General features: G+C 67.9%; 19 protein-coding genes. 15 read left to right on the plus strand and 4 right to left on the minus strand.

What is annotated here, in order from left to right:
- Positions 1 to 274 precede the first annotated feature (274 nt).
- The 5 genes from BKH20_RS08765 to purQ all read left to right on the plus strand — a co-directional run bounded on the left by BKH20_RS08765 (position 275) and on the right by purQ (position 4,690).
- On the plus strand, positions 275 to 1,225 hold the full coding sequence (locus BKH20_RS08765; protein ID WP_075390738.1) for a phosphoribosylaminoimidazolesuccinocarboxamide synthase: 951 nt from the start codon (positions 275 to 277) through the stop codon (positions 1,223 to 1,225).
- Positions 1,222 to 1,896 (plus strand): hypothetical protein, encoded by a 675-nt coding sequence (locus BKH20_RS08770; RefSeq protein WP_075371470.1) that lies wholly within the window; start codon positions 1,222 to 1,224, stop codon positions 1,894 to 1,896. The genes BKH20_RS08765 and BKH20_RS08770 overlap by 4 nt, the downstream gene beginning before the upstream one ends.
- Positions 1,893 to 3,620, plus strand: a complete 1,728-nt coding sequence (locus BKH20_RS14260) for a hypothetical protein (RefSeq protein ID WP_075390739.1) — start codon at positions 1,893 to 1,895, stop codon at positions 3,618 to 3,620. Before BKH20_RS08770 ends, BKH20_RS14260 begins: the two co-directional genes overlap by 4 nt.
- A gap of 89 nt (positions 3,621 to 3,709) precedes the next feature.
- Positions 3,710 to 3,964 carry a phosphoribosylformylglycinamidine synthase subunit PurS gene (gene purS / locus BKH20_RS08780; RefSeq protein ID WP_003787688.1) on the plus strand — a complete coding sequence of 85 codons (255 nt, stop codon included), beginning with the start codon at positions 3,710 to 3,712 and terminating at the stop codon, positions 3,962 to 3,964.
- Between the two features lie 3 nt (positions 3,965 to 3,967).
- The gene (gene purQ, locus BKH20_RS08785; protein ID WP_075390740.1) at positions 3,968 to 4,690 is read left to right on the plus strand and encodes a phosphoribosylformylglycinamidine synthase subunit PurQ; all 723 of its coding nucleotides are present in this window, start codon (positions 3,968 to 3,970) and stop codon (positions 4,688 to 4,690) included.
- Between the two features lie 591 nt (positions 4,691 to 5,281).
- On the opposite strand, the gene BKH20_RS08790 is transcribed toward purQ, so the two are convergent.
- Together BKH20_RS08790 and BKH20_RS08795 are read right to left on the minus strand one after the other, a co-directional pair.
- Complete coding sequence (locus BKH20_RS08790) at positions 5,282 to 5,662, minus strand: TfoX/Sxy family protein (protein ID WP_075390741.1); 381 nt, start codon at positions 5,660 to 5,662, stop codon at positions 5,282 to 5,284.
- Between the two features lie 235 nt (positions 5,663 to 5,897).
- A complete protein-coding gene (locus tag BKH20_RS08795) occupies positions 5,898 to 7,310 on the minus strand; it encodes a glycosyltransferase (protein ID WP_075390742.1) in 1,413 nt (470 codons plus the stop codon).
- A 240-nt stretch (positions 7,311 to 7,550) separates the two neighbouring features.
- Here BKH20_RS08795 and purL point away from each other — a divergent pair, with 240 nt between their 5' ends.
- Together purL and BKH20_RS08805 are read left to right on the plus strand one after the other, a co-directional pair.
- Positions 7,551 to 9,911: a phosphoribosylformylglycinamidine synthase subunit PurL gene (purL, locus tag BKH20_RS08800; protein ID WP_075390743.1), complete on the plus strand. Its 2,361-nt coding sequence runs from the start codon at positions 7,551 to 7,553 to the stop codon at positions 9,909 to 9,911.
- 484 nt (positions 9,912 to 10,395) lie between these two features.
- Positions 10,396 to 11,490, plus strand: coding sequence for a cysteine protease (locus BKH20_RS08805; protein WP_143224976.1), 1,095 nt, complete (start codon positions 10,396 to 10,398; stop codon positions 11,488 to 11,490).
- A gap of 19 nt (positions 11,491 to 11,509) precedes the next feature.
- On the opposite strand, the gene BKH20_RS14080 is transcribed toward BKH20_RS08805, so the two are convergent.
- Entirely contained in the window at positions 11,510 to 11,932 is a 423-nt protein-coding gene (locus BKH20_RS14080; protein WP_143224977.1) for a hypothetical protein, read from the minus strand.
- 585 nt (positions 11,933 to 12,517) lie between these two features.
- Between BKH20_RS14080 and BKH20_RS08810 the strand changes: the two genes are divergently transcribed.
- The 6 genes from BKH20_RS08810 (at position 12,518) to BKH20_RS08825 (ending at position 17,157) form a co-directional block, all read left to right on the plus strand.
- Positions 12,518 to 12,850, plus strand: coding sequence for a hypothetical protein (locus tag BKH20_RS08810; protein ID WP_075390744.1), 333 nt, complete (start codon positions 12,518 to 12,520; stop codon positions 12,848 to 12,850).
- Between the two features lie 302 nt (positions 12,851 to 13,152).
- On the plus strand, positions 13,153 to 14,292 hold the full coding sequence (locus tag BKH20_RS08815) for a C2 family cysteine protease (RefSeq protein WP_178388579.1): 1,140 nt from the start codon (positions 13,153 to 13,155) through the stop codon (positions 14,290 to 14,292).
- A gap of 389 nt (positions 14,293 to 14,681) precedes the next feature.
- On the plus strand, positions 14,682 to 14,858 hold the full coding sequence (locus BKH20_RS14265) for a hypothetical protein (protein WP_178388580.1): 177 nt from the start codon (positions 14,682 to 14,684) through the stop codon (positions 14,856 to 14,858).
- Positions 14,859 to 15,282: 424 nt separating this feature from the next.
- Complete coding sequence (locus BKH20_RS14085; RefSeq protein ID WP_143224979.1) at positions 15,283 to 15,528, plus strand: hypothetical protein; 246 nt, start codon at positions 15,283 to 15,285, stop codon at positions 15,526 to 15,528.
- Between the two features lie 100 nt (positions 15,529 to 15,628).
- The gene (locus tag BKH20_RS08820; protein WP_075390745.1) at positions 15,629 to 16,159 is read left to right on the plus strand and encodes a hypothetical protein; all 531 of its coding nucleotides are present in this window, start codon (positions 15,629 to 15,631) and stop codon (positions 16,157 to 16,159) included.
- Between the two features lie 818 nt (positions 16,160 to 16,977).
- On the plus strand, positions 16,978 to 17,157 hold the full coding sequence (locus BKH20_RS08825) for a glyoxalase (RefSeq protein WP_430793391.1): 180 nt from the start codon (positions 16,978 to 16,980) through the stop codon (positions 17,155 to 17,157).
- Positions 17,158 to 17,229: 72 nt separating this feature from the next.
- Here the strand turns inward: BKH20_RS08825 and BKH20_RS08830 are convergent, their stop codons facing one another.
- Entirely contained in the window at positions 17,230 to 17,757 is a 528-nt protein-coding gene (locus tag BKH20_RS08830; protein ID WP_075390747.1) for a hypothetical protein, read from the minus strand.
- A gap of 55 nt (positions 17,758 to 17,812) precedes the next feature.
- Here BKH20_RS08830 and BKH20_RS08835 point away from each other — a divergent pair, with 55 nt between their 5' ends.
- Positions 17,813 to 18,205: a VOC family protein gene (locus BKH20_RS08835; RefSeq protein WP_075390748.1), complete on the plus strand. Its 393-nt coding sequence runs from the start codon at positions 17,813 to 17,815 to the stop codon at positions 18,203 to 18,205.
- Between the two features lie 272 nt (positions 18,206 to 18,477).
- A partial coding sequence (locus BKH20_RS08840) for a helix-turn-helix domain-containing protein (RefSeq protein WP_143224980.1) occupies positions 18,478 to 19,205 on the plus strand: 728 nt, incomplete at its 3' end.

Below are 19,205 nucleotides of genomic sequence, written 5' to 3' on the forward strand. Positions count from 1 at the left end.
GACCCTTCGCCGGATGGTGAGGGGCGGATTCCGGCACCGGTGTTGACCCACATCAGTCCACTGCCTGACTGCTCGGAAGGGGCGGGAGGAGAGATCCGTTCCCATCCCGTCGGTGGGATTTGCTCCGGTCGCGCCCCGGCTCCCACCGACGGGCCGGCCCGGATGAATGGGCGTCATGGCGCGGCAAGCGGGCGGGCATCCAGTGGTGAGCCCTGCGGGCGACGCAGCGGCCCGGAATCGGACACAGGGTGCCCGCCGATGGCAGGATGGGGGTATGACTCAGTCCGCGAGCTCCGCCTCAGTTGGTCCCAGTGCCTCAGCAGCCGGCTCCCGGCCCCCCGCCGTCCCCGGGTGGGCGCACCGCTCCAGCGGCAAGGTCCGGGACGTCTACGCCCCCACCTCCGACGGCCCGTGGGGCGGGCAGGACGTGCTCCTCGTGGTCGCCTCGGACCGCATCAGCGCCTACGACCACATCCTGGCCACCCCGATCCCGGACAAGGGCAAGGTCCTCACCGCCCTGAGCGCCTGGTGGTTCGAGCGGCTCGCCGACGTCGTCCCGAGCCACCTCGTCTCCCTCGACGTCCCCGCCCAGGTCGCCGGACGCGCCATGATCTGCCGGCGGCTGGAGATGTACCCGGTGGAGTGCGTGGCCCGCGGCTACCTCACCGGCTCCGGCCTGGTCGAGTACCGCCAGGGCCGCTCCGTGTGCGGCGTCGCCCTGCCCGAGGGACTGACCGAGGCCTCCCGCCTGCCCGAGCCGATCTTCACCCCCGCCGCCAAGGCCGAGCTCGGGGAGCACGACGAGAACGTCACCTTCGAGCGCGTCATCCAGATGGTGGGGGAGGGGCCCGCCACCGCCCTGCGCGAGACCACCCTGGCCCTCTACTCCCGGGCCGCCGAGATCGCCCGGGACCGCGGCATCATCCTGGCCGACACCAAGTTCGAGCTCGGCACCGACGCCGACGGCGAGCTGATCCTGGGCGACGAGGTCCTCACCCCCGACTCCTCCCGCTTCTGGCCCGCCGACGCCTGGGAGCCCGGCCGGGTCACCCCCTCCTTCGACAAGCAGTACGTGCGCGACTGGCTCACCTCCCCGGCCTCCGGCTGGGACCGGGACGGCGGCCAGGAGCCCCCCGCCCTGCCCGACGACGTCGTCGAACGGACCCGAGCCCGCTACCTCGAGGCCTACGAGCGGCTGACCGGCCACCCCCTGGAGCTGTCATGACCACGACCTCACCCACGTCGGACCTCCCCGATACCGGGAGCACCGCCCGCGCCTTCAAACCGGGGCCGGGCTTCTACGTCCTGGTCGGCCTCATCGTCCTGACGATCGTGCTGGCGCTGTCGGCCGCCATCACCTCCGCCCTCGGGGCGGACGAGACCTCCCGCATCCTGGGCGGTATCGCCCTGGTCCTGGTGGGGCTGGGCATGCTCGCCTCCTTAAGGCTCTCCGCACGCTCCCTGGTGGTCAACGCCCCCCGCCTGCGCCTGGAGCGCAACCGGGTCCGCGCGGCCCAGGCCCGGCAGCTCAGCGAGTCCTCCAAGAAGGGGGGAAGCGGCAAGGGGGCCAAGGGCTCCCCGTCCTCGCAGCGGGGCCCAGGGGCCGACGGCGCACGCCTGCCCGGCACCGATCTGGCAACGCTCACCGTGCCGGGAACCAAGGTGCTCGTGCCTGAGTCGACAGGTCGGCGTGAGCTGACCACCCTCGACGTGGTCTCGGGCCCCGTCACCACCGCACTGGCCGCGACGTCATTCGGGCGTGCGGCCGACGAGCGCCTGGCCGGGACCTCCACCGGCGAGACCCTCATCCGTGTCGGCCAGCTCCTGCTCGGCGCCACCGGCTTCGTGCTCGTGGCCCTGGGGCTCGCCTCCATCCTGGGACAGGTGATCTCATGACCCCTCGTGACCGACGTCCCGACAACGAGCAGGGGCCCGTCAACTGGGGCATCATGCCCAAACGGACCCCACGACCGAAGAGCGCCTCCACCCGGCCCGGCGGCAGTGGCCTGCTTGAGGTCGTCCGCTCCGGCAACAACCCCGCCCCCACCGGCTCGGCTGCCTCGTCCACCTCGGGAGGCTCCGCGGCCTCCGGCGCCGGCTCGGTCGACGGCTCCGCCGGCGCCCGCGAGGCGGGCGGCACGGGTGACGCGGCGGTCATGACGGAAGAGGACCTGCGCTCGGCCGCGGCCCAGGCCATCGCCTCAGGAACCGCTGACGCCGTCGACGCCGCCATCGCCATTGACCTGGCCGACGTGACCGACGACGACGCCGGCTGGGCCGACTCCGCCCTGTCCGCCGGCTCGCCCGCCTCCCCGGCCACCCTGCACGTTGACAGCCGCCCCTTCGACACCCCCGGGGGCCACGGTGAGCCCGACCCGACGGGTACCCCGGACCCGCTCCCCGCCAGCGCCGGCAGTGCCGCCGGCGCCCCCGGCTCCCCGACCCCCCAGCAGGAGCGGGCCGCCGCCGTCAGCGCCGACGGTCGCTCACCACGGCCCGTCGTGCGCCCCACCGCCGTCGAGGGACCGGGAAGCGCGCCCCAGACAGGAGCCACCACCACCCGCGTCTTCACCATCTCCCAGGGCAGGCCCGAGGCCGTGCCCAGCGGCGCCTCAACGGCTTCTGTGGCCTCCGCACCGCCGCCGGCGACCGCAGCACCGGCCGCGCCAGCAGCGCCGGCCGCGACCGCAGCGCAAGCCCCCGGCGTGGGAACCCCCTCCGCCCGCGGCCGCGGCTACCAGACGCGCCCCAGTGCTGCGTCCACTGCTCCCGCTGCGCCCACGAGCCCAGCGGCCCAGCCGCCCGAGGGCGAGGAGGACGACGCCGGCATCCTGGCCGAGTCCAGCGCCTGGGAAGCGGCCACCAACGCCCTGGACGCCGAGGAGATCCAGGCCCAGGGAGGCACCGACTGGGGTGTGGGACACGGCCCCGCCAAGGGGCGCGGCCCCCGCCGCCCCTCCTCGGGCACCGACTGGGGCGTGGGGCGCGGACGAGCCAAGAGCTCCAGCGCCCGGACCCGCTCCCCGTGGCCGGCAGCCGTGCGCCGCCAGCGCCTGGCCGGCGTGGCCTTCGCCCTGCTGGGGCTGGTCCTGGCCACCGCCTCGGCCATGAACCTGGCCCGCAACGCCGAAGCCGGCCACCCGTGGATCCCGCCGTGGCTCGTCGCGGTCCTCGGCGGGGCCGGGCTGGTGGCCGCCGCCGGCTACCTCGCCTGGGCCGGAGGCACCCCGGTGCGCCGCGAGGCCGAGCGCTGGAAGCCCGGCGTGCTCGACGCCGCCGCCGGTCTGACCACCGGGTCCGTCAAGGTCCACGACCCCGCCCGGCTGGTGGCCCGCGCTCGCGGACCGCTCCTGCTGGGCACCTCCGAGCGCGGCGACGAGACGGCCCCCACCGTGGACTCCGGCCCCACGCCGGTCATGGGGACCTCCACCGTCGACCAGTCCATCCACGCCCCCGCCGGTGTCGCCGGCGCCGTGGGCGGGTTCATGCTCGCCAGCGCCGTGGTCTGCGCCGTCGTCGCCCTCATCCTGGGCTCCGCCTGGCTCATCGCCACCGCCGCCCTGACCCTGGGCGGAGTCCTGGCGATCCGGCTGGCCGGCGAGTGGCTCGGCCAGGTCTGAGCCCGCGCGGGCCCGCCAGGTCACTGTCCCGGGCTGCATGCGGGTAGTCTTGGGCTGCGCACTCATCCCGCCTTATCCGAGGAGCACCCATGGGACGCATCGTCGTCGAGGTCATGCCCAAGCCCGAGATTCTTGACCCCCAGGGCAAGGCGGTGGTCGGAAGCCTTCCCCGCCTCGGATTCGAGCAGTTCACCGGTGTGCGTCAGGGCCGCCGCTTCGAGCTGACCGTGGACGGTCCCGTCACCGAGGAGCACCTGGCCGCCGCCCGCGAGGCCGCCGACACCCTCCTGTCCAACCCGATCATCGAGGACGTCGTCTCCGTCGCCGCCGACGAGGAGGCCTGAGCCGTGAGTGAGTCGCCCAACAGCTCCCCCGCCGCCCGTATCGGCGTCATCACCTTCCCCGGGACCCTCGACGACGTCGACGCCGCCCGCGCCGTGCGCCTGGCCGGGGCCGAGGCGGTGAGCCTGTGGCACAAGGACGCCGACCTGCGCGGGGTCGATGCCGTCGTCGTGCCCGGAGGCTTCTCCTACGGCGACTACCTTCGCTGCGGCGCCATCGCCCGCTTCGCCCCCGTCATGGAGGAGGTCGTGGCCGCCGCCGAGCGCGGCATGCCGGTGCTCGGCATCTGCAACGGCTTCCAGATCCTCGCTGAGGCCCACCTCCTGCCCGGCGCCCTCCTGCGCAACGCGAACCAGCGCTTCATCTGCGTCGAGCAGCGCCTGCGCGTGGAGAACACGCAGACCGCCTGGACCAATCGGTACGCGGAGGGGGAGGAGATCGTCGTCCCCATGAAGAACGGCGAGGGTAACTTCATCGCCTCCCCCGAGGAGCTCGACCGCCTCGAGGGGGAGGGACTCGTCGTCTTCCGCTACGTGGGCAACCCCAACGGCTCGGCCCGCGACATTGCCGGCGTGCGCAATGAGCGCGGCAACGTCGTCGGACTCATGCCCCACCCCGAGCACGCCGTGGAGCCCGGTTTCGGTCCCGGCTCACAGGCCGGCCCGCGCACCGGGACCGACGGCCTGGGAGTCTTCCGCTCCGCCATCGACTCGCTGCTGTCCGTCTGAGGTCGCCGGGCTCGCTCCGGCAGCGCCGCTTCTGACGGTCATCAGGGGGCGAGAACCAGAACACCCCGCTCCTCCGAGTTATCCACAGATCCGTGTCGGGCCTGTGTGGAACTGTGGAGAGGGCGGGGTGACTCCTTGCCCGGACCTCCTCGGAGCGGTCTTGTTCGAGTTGCACGACGATGAAGAGTGTGCTGTCGCCGTCGCCGGGGTCGTGGCTGTTGGAATCCCGGGGACAGGACCCGACTGATCGGCTAGTTTCCCTGTCTTTCCAGCCAAAACTCTGTCTATAGCGATGATGCCCCAAGGTGTGCGGGAGTGTTTGTGGGAAGCCTCCAGCATGATCGCTCACCCGGGTTGGAGGTCTCGAACGGGTCTTGTGCACAGGGGGAGTGGCGACATTCCACGAACCCACACACCCCTGCACAAGCCTGTGGACACGACCTGTGGATAACTCCGCTCAGGGTGTGATGAAGCCCCTGGGCCGGCTCACCAACGCGCGGCTGTCAGCCACTCACTGGTCGCGGAGGTGCCTCCAGATGTGCTCGTCGGGCCGGGCCCCAAGAGGCCTGACGGCGGTCCTTGGAGGACCCCTCATGCCCTCCGGGATTTCTTGCCTACCGATTGCCCGCCGGTGACGGCGCGGTTGTGGCGCATGGCGACGTCGATCCAGAAGGCGAGGCGGTCGTCGTCGGCGATGGCCTCGGGGGCGACGGTGATCCAGCCGGGCCTCATGACTCGCCCGGCCCCCATCTGGGCCTGCTCGGCGCCCGGCTCGCTCAGGAGCGTCTCGTGGCGGTCGGCGGCAACACGCACCAGGAGGTCCCCGGCCTTTCCGGCGCTGACGATCATCTTGTCGTTGACCATGATCGCCCGACCTCCGAACATGGGGACCTCGCGCACGTCCGGTTCGTCGTCGACCAGCGCGCGGATGCGCTGAATGAGGTGGTGCTGTTTGGGTGTCATGGCTGCCATGGCGTCGTCTCCCGTCAGTCTGTACCCGCAGCGTCATATCGACGTCGAGCGCCGCGCGTTCGTAGGGTAGGTCGCGAGTTCGTACCCTGAACCCCCGAACGCGAGGCATAAGGTACGAACGCGACGGCGGCCTCCGCGGCCGACTCCTCCTCGGCGACACGGGGTCGTCCACGCGCAGCATGGGGAGCAGCACCATGGACACCGACACCCCCGCCAGGCGTTTTTCGTCGGCTCGTCAGCCCACCAGGTCGGCCACGATCTGCAGGAGGTCCTGCAGGTGCCGGTTGGACAGGAACTCCCGGCGCACGGACTCGTGGGCGGCCAGCCCCATCTCCTGTGCCCGCTCGGGGAAGAGCAGCAGGTCGCGCACGGCCTCGGCCCAGGCGGCGCCGTCAGCCGGGTCAACCAGGACGCCGTCGACGCCGTCGTCGATCTGATCGCGGATGCCGCCTACCGCGGAGGCGACCACCGGGGCCTTCTTCCACATCGCCTCGGCCACCGTCAGCCCGAAGGCCTCGATGAGGGAGCGCTGGGTGACCACCGAGCTGACTCGCTGGACGGCGTTGACGACGGTGGCGTTGACCTCACGGTCCTCCATGCTCACAGCGGCCACGTGGATTCGCGAGGCAACCGATTCCGGCAGCACCGAGCAGCGCTCCACGATCTGGGTGAGGGTGGCCTGCGACTCGCGCCCGTCCGGGGTCGGGCCGACCAGCAGCAGATGGGCGTCCTCGGGCAGCACGGCGATGTTATCGGCGAAGGCCTCCACCAGCTCCAGGCCGCCCTTGAGTCGGTCCCAGCGGTTGACCTGGGTGATGACCCGGGCGCCCAGCGGTACAGGGTCGCCGGCCAGGACCGGGTCCTCGGGCAGGCCGCGGAAGGCGTCGGCGCGTCCGTCATAACGCATGAAGGGCACGGCCTCGAAGGGCGGCTCGCCGGCGAAGATCCCCGACAGGCGCGCCACCGACCAGGCCTCGTCCAGGTCCAGGACCCGGTTCTTGGGGGAGTCGGCGTCGATGGAGGGGGCCAGGACCGCGCAGCGCTCGGCCTCGATGTAGGGCGGGCGGTACTCGGGGCGGGAGACGATGACGAGGTCCACGTCCTCCAGGTAGCGGTCCAGGAAGGCCCAGGCGTAGTCAGCGGCCTCGCCCGCGCCCTCGGCCCCGGCGTGGCAGCGCCAGATGACGGTGGCGCCCGCCGTCTTGAGGGCCTTGGCCAGGCCCGCCGTGGGCGGGTCGTGAAGGATGACGATGTCGTCGGGGCGGACCTCCTCGACGATGTTCTCCGCGTTGGAGGCCAGAACGTGCTCGTAGATGTCGCGCTGCTTGTCCCCGAGCTTGCCGCCGTCGCCGTGGTCCCCGTGGATGCCGGCGTGCAGGCGCGTCGCGATCCGGGTGAACTCCTCAGGGGCGTCCAGAGTCAGCCAGCGCACGTTAAGGCCGGCTCCCAGGGAGTAGCCCACGAGGGGCGCGACCGTCTCCGCCGGTCCCGAGCCGGCGGCGGCCGACGGCGTGACCGTCCACACGGTGTGCCCCTCCAGCAGGGCCTCGGCGCCCGTCAGGCTCGTGTGCAGTCGTTTGACGGCTACCTCGTCCAGGTGGCTCTCCAAGTGCGACAGGGGCAGCGGGGCGACGTCGATGTCTCTCATGCCATGATCTTCCCCCGAAATCCTGTGAGGCGCAGCACTTTGAGCCTGGGCGTGGCGTCTTGTTGCCGTTTCGGCATTCTTCTGGCGGGCTTCCGCAGCGCCCTGATCGGGCGAACGCGGTGTTCTCGGCGGGAGCGGAGGGTGTGCGGAGTGCGATCCCGCGAGGGTCGTGGTGTGAGGTGCTGCGGGGGCGCGGGTAGGCTTGGCTCGGCCGCACTCCCTCTTCAACCAGGAGCCCCCATGGCGTCCGAGCCCGTGATCCCAGCCGCCCACCCCGACACCGTCGCCGACGCCGCCGCGACGCCCGAGCGGGAGATGCCCTGGAAGGAGCTGGGCCTCAAGACCGACGAGTACGAGTCCATCCGCGGGCTGCTGGGGCGCCGCCCCACCAACGCCGAGCTGGCCATGTACTCGGTCATGTGGTCCGAGCACTGCTCCTACAAGTCCTCCAAGATCCACCTGCGCCAGTTCGGCGCCAAGACCACCCCCGAGATGCGCGAGCACCTCCTGGTCGGCATGGGTGAGAACGCCGGCGTCGTCGACATCGGTGACGGCTGGGCCGTGACCTACAAGGTCGAGTCCCACAACCACCCCAGCTATGTCGAGCCCTACCAGGGGGCCGCCACCGGCGTGGGCGGCATCGTGCGCGACATCATCTCCATGGGGGCGCGGCCCGTGGCCGTCATGGACCAGCTGCGCTTCGGCGCCGTCGACCACCCCGACACCGCACGCGTCGTCCACGGCGTCGTGGCCGGCGTGGGCACCTACGGCAACTCCCTGGGCCTGCCCAACATCGGCGGCGAGACCGAGTTCGACTCCTCATACCAGGAGAACCCACTGGTCAACGCCCTGTGCGTGGGCGTGCTGCGCCACGAGGACATCCACCTGGCCAACGCCACCGGCGCCGGCAACAAGGTGGTGCTCTTCGGGGCCCGCACCGGCGGCGACGGCATCGGTGGGGCCTCCATCCTGGCCTCGGAGTCCTTCGAGGACGGCATGCCCGCCAAGCGCCCCAGCGTCCAGGTGGGCGACCCCTTCATGGAGAAGGTCCTCATCGAGTGCTGCCTGGACCTGTTCGGCGCCGGGCTCGTGCTCGGTATCCAGGACCTGGGCGCCGCCGGCATCTCCTGCGCCACCTCCGAGCTGGCCTCCAACGGTGACGGCGGCATGCACGTGGACCTGGAGAAGGTGCTCCTGCGCGACCCCACCCTGACCGCCGGGGAGATCCTCATGAGCGAGTCCCAGGAGCGCATGATGGCCGTCGTCGCGCCCGACAAGCTCGAGGAGTTCATGGCCGTCATCGACAAGTGGGACGTCGAGGCCGCCGTCATCGGCGAGGTCAACGGCTCGGGCCGCCTGACCATCGACCACTTCGGGGAGCGGATCGTCGACGTCGACCCGCGCACCGTGGCCCACGAGGGCCCCACCTACGAGCGCCCCTACGCCCGCCCCGCCTGGCAGGACGCGCTCAACGCCGACACCACTGAGCGCCTGGCCCGCCCCGAGTCCGCCACCGAGCTGGCCGAGCAGGTGCGCGCCGTCGTCACCAGCCCCAACCAGGCCTCCGTCGCCTGGGTGACCAACCAGTACGACCGTTTCGTGCGCGGCGACACCGCCCTGTGCCAGCCCGACGACGCCGGCGTCATCCGCGTTGATGAGGCCACCGGCCGCGGCGTGGCCATCTCCACCGATGCCAACGGCCGCTTCACCAAGCTCGACCCGGCCACCGGCGCCGCCCAGGCCCTGGCCGAGTCCTACCGCAACGTGTGCACCGTGGGCGCCCGGCCCCTGGCCGTCACCGACTGCCTGAACTTCGGCTCGCCGGAGGATCCCGACGCCATGTGGCAGCTCGTCGAGGCCATCACCGGCCTGGCCGACGCCTGCGCCGTCATGGGGGTGCCGGTCACCGGCGGCAACGTCTCCCTCTACAACTCCCATGGCAAGGTCAAGGGGCAGATCGACTCCTCGATCAACCCCACGCCCGTCGTCGGCGTCCTGGGCGTCATGGACGACGTGCGCCGCGCCAACCCCTCGGGCTGGCACGAGGAGGGCCTGGCCATCATGGCCCTGGGCACCACCGCCGACGAGCTCGACGGCTCGGCCTGGTCCCGCGTGGTCCACGACCACCTCGGCGGGCTGCCCCCGCGCGTCGACCTCGAGGCGGAGATGGCGCTCGGGCGGGTGCTGCTGGCCCTGAGCGAGGCGGAGGGGCCCGACGGCGAGCCTCTGGTGCGCGCCGCCCACGACTGCTCGACCGGCGGCCTCATCCAGACCCTCGCGGACTCCTGCTTGCGCTGCGGCGTCGGTGCCAGCGTGGACCTGACCGCTATCCAGGAGGAGGGCGTGGACGACTTCACCGCCCTGTTCTCCGAGTCCGGGGCCCGCGCCATCGTCGCCGTGCGCGAGGGGCTCGTGCCCGCCGTCACCGCGGCCGCCGAGGCCGAGGACGTCGCCGTGGCGCGCCTGGGGACCACCGGTGGCGACCTGCTCGTCGTGGCCGGCAGTGATCTGCTCTCCGACGGCGGTGCCGGGCGTCCCCTCGTCCTGGACCTGGCCGAGCTGGGGGACGACGTCGAGGGCGTCCTGCCGGCGCTGTTCTGAGCCCACTCGTCCACCGTCGCCTTCGCGGGACGCGGCTCAACTGGGAGCCATGTCCGTGAGGGGTCGTTGGTCCTTGTGAGTTTGCTGATCGTCCGGTTAACTTCTGGGGTGTTCCCTGATTTCTACAAGAACGCTCCAGATGTCCGTGTCGGACGGGGTGTGGCCTGGGGGTGGGTCGATGAGTGCGGTGCCGGTTGGGTTGCCCGGGCTGGCTGCTGTGGTTGCTACGCGGGTTCCTGGTTCTCCTGGTGGGGTTAGGGCTCTGGCGGTGTCTTGGCGTCGGTCGGGGGACAGGATTGGTGAGGGGGCGTCGTTGATGTCCTCGGCGGGGTCGTCGGCTCCGTCGTGGCAGGGGGTCAGTGCGCAGGCCTTCTCGGCTGCGGCCTCGTCTCTGAGTGGCGAGCTCTCCGGCAGGGCCGGGGAGCTGGGGCGTGGGGCTGGTGTGATGGATGCTTATGCGGGTGTTCTGGAGCGGGCTCACGGTATGGCTGCTGAGCTGCGGGCGCAGGCTGCCCGGTTGCTGGTGACCTCGATCGCCAGTCCTGCGGCGGCTCCGGCCTGTCAGGTGGCGGCCACCGTCGTCACGACTACCTTCAACACCCTACTGTCCACCATCGACCTGGCAGCTGCTAGTGCCGCCGCCTCACTCGGCACCGCAGTAAGCGCCAAGTCACGAAACGGGAACGGCGATCCATCGAAGGGGAAAGGCGATACGCAGAGTTTTTCGGAGGAAGATAAGATGCGACTGCGGGAACAGGCCGATGGCAAGGGTGACTGGGACCCTGACGCCAATCAGACCAGCATGCCTGACTGCTTTATGCTGGTTACCCTTCAAGGGTACTCAGCGACTGAGAAGGGGCAGCAGTTTCTGCGTGATCACGTCAAGTGGGATGGCGGGAAGGGCTGTTTTACTGTGACCCTGTATGACGATAAAGGCAATGAGGTGCATGTTGATGTGTACGACTACTACGCCAATGGCACTAAGGATGAAGCGGGTCGCCCCACTCTGATGAGCGTTTATGAGCGTGCCTATGGGGAACAGTTTGGTGATGGCGACTTGAATAATAAGCCGCCAGCTGAGGCTATGAAAAGAATTTCCGGCAAGGATGTGACCTCGGCTGACACCTGGGGTGGTACTGGGTTCTTCTGGTTTCTCGCAAGAGAGGACCATAAGTACTCTGGAAGGCAGTGGGGCAGCATTGATCGTTCGGTGGATGCTGGGTGTCCTGTCGTGGCAGTGACCGCTGAGGATATAAAGCCCGATACCAAGGTTAAGGCTGCTACTGATACCAATGGCGACGGCAAGATCGACACTGAGAACAAGGGGGCTCACGGGGAGGCGCCCGACCAGGAAGGTGTTCGTCTTTTAGGGGGTGGACATGAGAATGAAGATGGGGAAAAGACGTCCCATGCGTACACGGTGGTGGCAGTTGATGACCAGTATGTCACGCTGAGAAATCCTTGGGGAATGAATTTGACGCCGAAAGGTGAGCATGCGGATAGTGGGCTCATTAGGATAAGTCGGGAAGACTATGAGAGGTACTTCTCGCAGACTCGTATTGCTGCCGAGCCGAAGTAAGTGATGTCAGATTCCTTCGTTATTTCTGTGTGCATGGGTTGCGTTTTGTGCACAGGGAGAGTCCGGGGTCGAGGGCGATAGTCACTCGATACTTCCAGCCTCCTGCACTTCTGTCCTTGAAGAAGTTGATATCTGGGATGGCTGGGGGTGGGTTGACTTCGAGGAGGGTCACTGTTCCCAGTCCCTCGATGTGGACGCTCTCGCCGAGGTGCAGCTCATAGTCCTGCTCCGTCGCATTGAACGGTTTCCATGTCACCGTGCCAACCCATTCGTGGTTCCTGGAGTGCAGTGGCCCTGGGCGCAGCATCCCGTGTCTTGTGACAGGAGGGGGTAATGCCCAGCTGAGGTATTCTTCCTCGCCCCTCTGGGCGCCGTCGGGCAGGGAGGCAGTGGTGGTGCTCGGGTGGGTCCAGTACAGCCAGCCGGCAAGGCCGATCACCATGGCCAGGCAGGCTCCTATGATCCCGAGGAGGGTGCGTCGCACCGTGACACCATGCTTTCGCCGTCCACCCACCTGCGGGGCAGTCTCCGCAACGGGGGCACCGCCCTCGCTTCTGACGTCGCTTTCGCCCTCGTCTGCCACGACCCACTCGCTTCCCTCAGTTTCGGGACTACGTCGTCGGGGGGCCAATCAGGTGGTCCTGGCTCCTGGAATCAGGCGGATTGCTGAGAGCCGAGAACGTCTGATGAATGGCGCCCTTGCAGCAAAGGATACCGGCTCGCCCCCTCCTGCGGGCGTGAAATCCAGGGAGATATCATCGGTGAAGCCGGACGGAGTGCGGTGAGTGACATCAGGTGATCGTGCCAAAGGGGACCGGGTGTTGCGCGCGGCATGCTGCGCCAGTAGGTGGCCCAGTGCGGGGCCGGGCGCAGGACTGGGCTCGGGAGCGGGGCCTTGGTCCTTGCATGCTTGCTGATCGGCAGATTAACTTCTGTGACGTTCCCTGATTCCTACAAGGCTTCTCCCGGGGCGCGATGCTGGTGCCTCCTGGGCGGGTGGTTGGAGTGGTTGCTGATGGTGTTGCGGGTGGTGTCCGAGGAGCTGGCGCGGGTGGTGTCCTTGGCTGATGAGTGCTCGGCCGCGGTGGGGTCGGTCAGTGTCGAGCCCGGCAGCGGCGGCGACCTGGGGCCGGGGGTGCTGGTGGCGGCTGCGGCGGCCTACGCCGCGGCCCACAGCGCCGGTGCTCGCGACGGGGCCGCAGGCGCCGACCAGATTGCCGGCGGGGTCAGGTACGCCATGTCCGCCCTGGCCGAGACCGATGAGTCCTCAGCCGCCGGCGCCCACAGCCTGATGAGCACCGGCGCCGGTGCGGGGGTTTGCGCCGGCCAGGGCCGTGGCGGTCTGGGGGTGGGTCGATGAGTGTGGTGCCAATCGGGTTGTCTGGGTTGGCGGCTGTGGTTGCTACGCGGGTTCCTGGTTCTCCTGGTGGGGTCAGGTCTCTGGCGGCGTCCTGGCGCCGGTCGGGGGAGGCTGTCGGTGAGGGGGCGTCGTTGATGTCCTCGGCGGGGTCGTCGGCTCCGTCGTGGCAGGGGGTCAGTGCGCAGGCCTTCTCGGCTGCGGCTTCGTCGTTGAGTGGTGAGCTCTCCGGTAGGGCCGGGGAGCTGGGGCGCGGGGCCGGCGTGATGGATGCTTATGCGGGTGTTCTGGAGCGGGCTCACGGTATGGCTGCTGAGCTGCGGGCGCAGGCTGCCCGGTTGCTGGTGACCTCGATCGCCAGTCCTGCGGCGGCTCCGGCCTGTCAGGTGGCGGCCACCGTCGTCACGACTACCTTCAACACCCTACTGTCCACCGTCGACCTGGCAGCTGCTAGTGCCGCCGCCTCACTCGGCACCGCAGCCAGCGCGGGGCCTGGAGGTGGGAAGAATGGTGGAGCGGCGGCAGCGGCAGACAGTCGAGAAAAGGAAAAGAAGCGACTGCAGCATCTTGTTCGGCAAATGATGATGGCTCCATTTGGGCATGCTCCGCTTTCGGAGGAGGATATTGCTCGGTTGCGGGAGCAGGCCGACGGCAAGGGTGACTGGGACCCCGACGCCAATCAAAAGGGTATTGGTGACTGCTACCTGCTTGCCACGCTGCAGGGCTACTCCCGGACCGAGGACGGCCAGCAGTTCCTGCGGGACCAGGTCAGGTGGGACGAGAAGAAGGGCTGCTTCGTCGTCACCCTCTACGACAACGGCAAACCCGTCTACGTCGACGTGGACGACTACTACTCTGACGGCACCAAAGACCATCAGGGACGACCCACCCTCATGAGCCTCTACGAACGCGCCTACGGCAAGCACTTCGGCTTCCAAGACCTCGACGACGGCGGTGCAGTTGAAGACGATGCTATGAAGGTCAGCACAGGCACCGATGCTCACCACGTCGACACGTGGGGCTCAGAACCTGGCTGGTTCGGCTGGACCTCACCAATAGAGGACCACAAGTACGACCAAAGCGAGTGGAATACCATTAAGAACGCTGTTGACTCCGGACAAGTCGTTGTCGGGACAACAACAGGAGGAGATTTCAACAATGGAAACAAAGTCACGGCAGTAACTGACACCAACGGTGATGGTAAAATTGACACCACCAGCGCGGGTGGGAATGATGTGCAGTCGGACAAAGAGCAAGAGCTCACAATTAGTGACCACCACTCATATACCGTTGAAGCCATCGACGACAACTACGTTATTCTACGTAACCCATGGGGGATGAACACAGATCCGAACAACGTAGCAGAGCCTGGGGGACTCATCCGAATCACCCGAGAGGACTACGAAAAATACTTTGCCCGCACAGACATCAGTCCAATACCCTGATGTGGAAGACACCTGAAAGAGTACCTATGACAGATGTGCAGCACGATCGCAGCAAAGCAACGGCTGGTGATACAAGAAACGATGTGACATTGCGTGAAAACAATGGGTACACGAGAAAGGCGGGAAGTGGGAAGGCAATGCTGCAAGCAGCCATTATCATTGTTGTTGCGATTGCGGTGGGGGCGGGCGGCTGGCTGTGGTGGACCCGCCCGAGTACCACGAGTGTTTCCTTGCCGGCTGGGGTGGAGGGGGGTGAGACAGCCCGTCTCGCTGATTCACTTCCTCCCCGACAGACCAGAACGGGAGCGCTGGGATATGACAGCCTACGCTCTGAGCGTCATCAGTGGATCGCCTCGGTGCGCTGGACCCCCACGGGAGGGAAGCCGACCGTGTACGAGCTGCACCTGGGTGAGACCGTCCACATCGACAGCCTGGGCACCGTCACCCTCCTCGCCGTCAACCCACCACCCCTTCGCCCAGACCAGAAGTCCGGCGGCTGGACCATCAAGGTCCACATCAACCTCAACCCAGACCTGCACTGGTGTGAACCCTGGAACCCCTGCTGAACCCGCGAAGACGTCTGGCCGTCACTGAGCTCACCTCATCCAGGGACGCCTCTGTTCAACACTGCGCTTCTAGAGCCCGCTCCCAGGAAGGAAATTGGTCGTGACTGAGACGCCTCCCGCCCCTGAGGGGTCAGTGAGTCCGGTTGCGGCGGCCTCCCCTCAAGGTGTTGACCAGGTGGGGCGCCGAAGGAGGCGTGTTCTCTGGGGTGCCATTGGAGTTGTCGTCGTGCTCGCGCTCCTACTGGGGGCAGGCGGATGGCTGTGGTGGACCCGTCCCAGCGCTACCTCTCGATCGGCCGGAAGCGCTCCTCCATCAATCACGCGCGTTCTGCTACCGACTGGGTTCGGAAAGGGCGATATCGTGTCTCTCGGGGGAGCGACTCGGGCTCCTGAGACCAAGGTTGGGAGGTTGGAGGCTGGCGGTATGCGCGTCGAGCAGAACCAGTGGATCGGCTCGGTGTGGTGGACCCCGAAGGGAGAGGAGCCGACCAAGTATGAGCTGCACCTGGGTGAAAGTGTTCATATCGATGGGCTGGGCACCGTCACCCTCCTCGCTGTTAACCCACGATTGCACACCCCTGACAAAGGCGAGGCAGGTGGATGGACAACCGAGGTTCACGTCAATCTCGATCCTGGGCTGCACTGGTGTCGAAAATGGGATCCATGCTGAGCCTGTGAAGGCGTATGGCCGTCACTGAGCTCGCTTCATCCGGGGACGCGTCTGTCCAATGCTGCGTCTCTAGAACTCGTTCCCAGGAAGGAAATCGATCATGGTCGAGATGCAGCCCGCCCCTGAGGGGCTCGTGGGCCCCGCCGCGGCGGCCTCCCCTCACGGTGTTGATCAGGTGGGGCGCCGAAGGAAGCGTCTTCTCTGGGGCACAGTCGGAGTCGTCGTCGTACTCGCGCTCCTACTGGGGGCGGGCGGCTGGCTGTGGTGGACCCGCCCGGGCACCACCAGCGTTGCTGTACCTGCGGGGGTGGGGAGGGGTGACGTGATGTCGCTTGATGGGTCGATTCCTGCTCCTGAGACCAAGACCGGGAGGCTGGAGACCGGGGGAATGCGTTCTGAGCGTCATCAGTGGATCGGCTCGGTGCGCTGGACCCCCAAGGGAGGGAAGGCGACCACGTACGAGATGCATTTGGGTGAGAGTATCAACATTGACGGACTGGGAACCGTCACCCTCCTCGCCGTCAATCCACCGCCCCTGATCCTTCAGGAAAAAGAAGGTGGGTGGACGACGCGAGTTCATGTCGTACTTGACCCCGGACTGCACTGGTGTGAACCCTGGGATCCCTGCTGAATCCGTGAAGGCGACCGGTTTTCACGTAGTTCGCTTCATCGATGATGGCTCTGTCCAACACTGTGCCTTGATAATTCTCCTCCAAGAAGGGAATTGGTCGTGACTATGGCGCCTCCCGTCCATGAGAGTCCTGAGAGTCCCGCTGTGGCGACCTTTTCCCCTTACGGTATTGACCGAGTGAGGCGCCGAAGGAAGCGTGTTCTCTGGGGCACAGTCGGAGTCGTCGTCGTACTCGCGCTCCTACTGGGGGTGGGCGGCTGGCTGTGGTGGACCCGTCCCAGCGCTACCTCTCGATCGGCTGGAAGCGCTTCTCCATCAATCACGCGCGTTATGCTGCCGACTGGGATCGGAAAGGGCGATATCGTGTCTCTCGGGGGAGCGACTCGGGCTCCTGAGACCAAGGTTGGGAGGTTGGAGGCTGGCGGTATGCGCGTCGAGCAGAACCAGTGGATCGGCTCGGTGTGGTGGACCCCGAAGGGAAGGAGGTCGACCAAGTATGAGCTGCACCTGGGCGAAAGTGTTCATATCGATGGGCTGGGCACCGTCACACTTGTTGCCGTCACTCCACCGTCCACATCCCCGCCCGATAAGAGCAAGGCCGGCGGAGCAAGAGAAAGAGTTCACGTCAACGTCAACCTTGACCCCGGAATCCAATGGTGCAGGCCGTCAGACTCGTGCTGAACCGATGAAGGTGTCTCGCCCTCACGAACTCATGTGAGATCGGAGGGGCTGCGGACGATGCCATGGCTGGATCCTGTTAACGCGCCCACCGTGTATCAACCAGCGGGTTGCCTGGAGGAATGATCAATCATACCTCTGTGAATGTCAGTGATCCTGCGGCCTCGAAGGCCTTCTACGAGGAGGCCCTGGCGGCGGGTGGTAGCGACAACGGCGGTCCTGGCGAGCGCCCGCACTATCACCCCGGCTACTACGGGGCCTTTGTCCTCGACCCCGACGGCAACAACCTCGAGGCCGTCTTCCACGGCACCGGCAACTGACCGCCGACTGTGCACCTCCCCTCCGCTGCGTGAGCCCGACGGGCAGCCCCGCTGCGCCGGTGACGTGCCTCCTTACTGAGCCACCTCAGGTGTCGACGCATGCCGGTCGAGCGTCACTGCCGAGGCCAGGAGCACCACCGCGGGCAGGACGTTCACCAGGTAGCGCCCGTCGTACCAGATGAGGTGGTCGGGCGCCGCTGACATGACGAGGTAGGTCAGAGAGACCGACAGGGAGATGCCGGCCAGAACCATGCTGAGTGCGGCCGCGCCCACTGCGCGGTCGACCGTGGCGAGGTGTATCGCTATGAGAACACCCATCAAGGCCAGGAACAGGACCACGCCACTGATCGCCTGCGGGAAGGCAAGATCGACAGAGCTCGTCAGTCCGTCTTCGTAGTCCTGAGCAGGCTTGGCGGAGCCATTGCTGGAGCCAAGGGACATCGTGGCGCTCACCATCTGAACTCCCCAAGCGATCAATGGGATCGGGGCCCATACGTTGACTGGTCGCGTGCGTCGCGAGGAGGGGACGGGGCCGGCTGAATCGTCGGAGGGCGAGGAGGCTGCTGAGTCCTCGGAGGAGGGAGCTGCGGATGATGTCATGGTTGGATCCTGTCAATGCGCCCACCGTGTATCAACCAGTGGTTAGTCTGGAGGCATGATTGATCACATCTCTGTGAATGTCAGTGATCCGGCGGCCTCGAGAGCCTTCTACGAGACGGCGCTCGCGCCGCTGGGCTACCGCGTGGTCATGGAGTTCGGGCCCGTCACCGGACTGGGTGGGTCGACGCCCGGCGCGCCGGAGGACACCCCGGTCCACGCGGACCTGTGGCTGACCCCGGCGGAGCACCTGACGCCCTGCCACGTTGCTGTGACGGCGTCGTCAACGGTGCAGGTGGACGCCTTCCATGAGGCGGCCCTGGCGGCGGGCGGCACCGACAACGGCGGTCCTGGCGAGCGCCCGCACTATCACCCCGGCTACTACGGGGCCTTTGTCCTCGACCCCGACGGCAACAACCTCGAGGCCGTCTTCCACGGCACCGGCAACTGACCGCCGGCTGTGCGCCTCTGACTGCGGGCTGGGTATGACTGTGGACTGTGCACCTCAGCTCCGCGCCTGAGCCCGCCGTCGCCCTCAACACTTCGACCGAATCTTCAGAAAAGACCCGGTGGGTTCTGGTGGTGGATGCACCACTCGTGGAGGGGTGTTTTGTGTCTAGGACTTGGTTTGATCAGGGAGTTCGTCGTGATGCGGTGGCGCGGGTGGTGGCTGGTGAGTCGGCTTCGGCGGTGGGGCGGGATCTGGGGTGCTGTCGTGGGTCGGTGAGCCTGTGGTGCCAGGAGGCGGGGGTGGAGCTGGTGGGCGGACGACGGGGTGGGACTGCCCAGTCCGACCAGGCCAGACGCGCCAAGGTCGTTCAGGCTGTCCTGGCCGGAGCGTCCCTGACCCGGGCGGCAGCCGCGGCCGGGGTGAGCCGGGATGCCGCGAGGCGGTACTGGCACGATCAGGCCGTGGAGGACGCAGCATCAGCATCAGGACGCTCACCAAGGCGGCGGGGGTGTGAGGGCTGGTCGGCGTCGGCCTGCGCCGGGCGGGTCGGGCGCGGGCAGCGCGTCAGCGACGCCGAGCGGGTCCTGATCGCTCAGGGCCGGGCCCGTGGGGAGTCGGCCGCCGCCATCGCCCGCGCCCTGGGGCGGTGCCGTCAGACCGTCTGGCGGGAGATCGCCCGTAACACCGGCTCTGACGGGGTCTACCGGGCCCCGGGGGCCTCGGCTGCGGCCCAGGAGCGCCTGGCCCGTCCCAAGACCAGGAGGCTCGACGCCGATCCTGTCCTGCGCGCCGAGGTGGTGGCCCTGCTCGAGGACGGGGCCAGCCCCCGCCAGATCAGCGCGCGCCTGCGCTGGGCCCACCCCGACAATGAGTCCATGCGCATATCCCATGAGCAGATCTACCAGGCTCTCTACGTCCAGGGCGCCGGGAGCCTGCGTCAGCAGCTGCGGGTGGACAAGGCCCTGCGCTCGGGGCGCACCCGGCGCCTGCCCCGCTCACC

Origin of the sequence: Actinomyces oris (assembly GCF_001937445.1) — a bacterium.
Classification (GTDB): domain Bacteria; phylum Actinomycetota; class Actinomycetes; order Actinomycetales; family Actinomycetaceae; genus Actinomyces; species Actinomyces acetigenes.

Coding starts and splice junctions, on each gene's coding strand:
- BKH20_RS08765 (WP_075390738.1), top strand. CDS start 275: ATGACTCAGTCCGCGAGCTCCGCCTCAGTTGGTCCCAGTGCCTCAGCA.
- BKH20_RS08770 (WP_075371470.1), top strand. CDS start 1,222: ATGACCACGACCTCACCCACGTCGGACCTCCCCGATACCGGGAGCACC.
- BKH20_RS14260 (WP_075390739.1), top strand. CDS start 1,893: ATGACCCCTCGTGACCGACGTCCCGACAACGAGCAGGGGCCCGTCAAC.
- purS (WP_003787688.1), top strand. CDS start 3,710: ATGGGACGCATCGTCGTCGAGGTCATGCCCAAGCCCGAGATTCTTGAC.
- BKH20_RS08790 (WP_075390741.1), bottom strand. CDS start 5,662: ATGGCAGCCATGACACCCAAACAGCACCACCTCATTCAGCGCATCCGC.
- BKH20_RS08795 (WP_075390742.1), bottom strand. CDS start 7,310: ATGAGAGACATCGACGTCGCCCCGCTGCCCCTGTCGCACTTGGAGAGC.
- purL (WP_075390743.1), top strand. CDS start 7,551: ATGGCGTCCGAGCCCGTGATCCCAGCCGCCCACCCCGACACCGTCGCC.
- BKH20_RS08805 (WP_143224976.1), top strand. CDS start 10,396: ATGGCTGCTGAGCTGCGGGCGCAGGCTGCCCGGTTGCTGGTGACCTCG.
- BKH20_RS14080 (WP_143224977.1), bottom strand. CDS start 11,932: ATGGTGATCGGCCTTGCCGGCTGGCTGTACTGGACCCACCCGAGCACC.
- BKH20_RS08815 (WP_178388579.1), top strand. CDS start 13,153: ATGGCTGCTGAGCTGCGGGCGCAGGCTGCCCGGTTGCTGGTGACCTCG.
- BKH20_RS14085 (WP_143224979.1), top strand. CDS start 15,283: ATGCGCGTCGAGCAGAACCAGTGGATCGGCTCGGTGTGGTGGACCCCG.
- BKH20_RS08820 (WP_075390745.1), top strand. CDS start 15,629: ATGGTCGAGATGCAGCCCGCCCCTGAGGGGCTCGTGGGCCCCGCCGCG.
- BKH20_RS08830 (WP_075390747.1), bottom strand. CDS start 17,757: ATGACATCATCCGCAGCTCCCTCCTCCGAGGACTCAGCAGCCTCCTCG.
- BKH20_RS08835 (WP_075390748.1), top strand. CDS start 17,813: ATGATTGATCACATCTCTGTGAATGTCAGTGATCCGGCGGCCTCGAGA.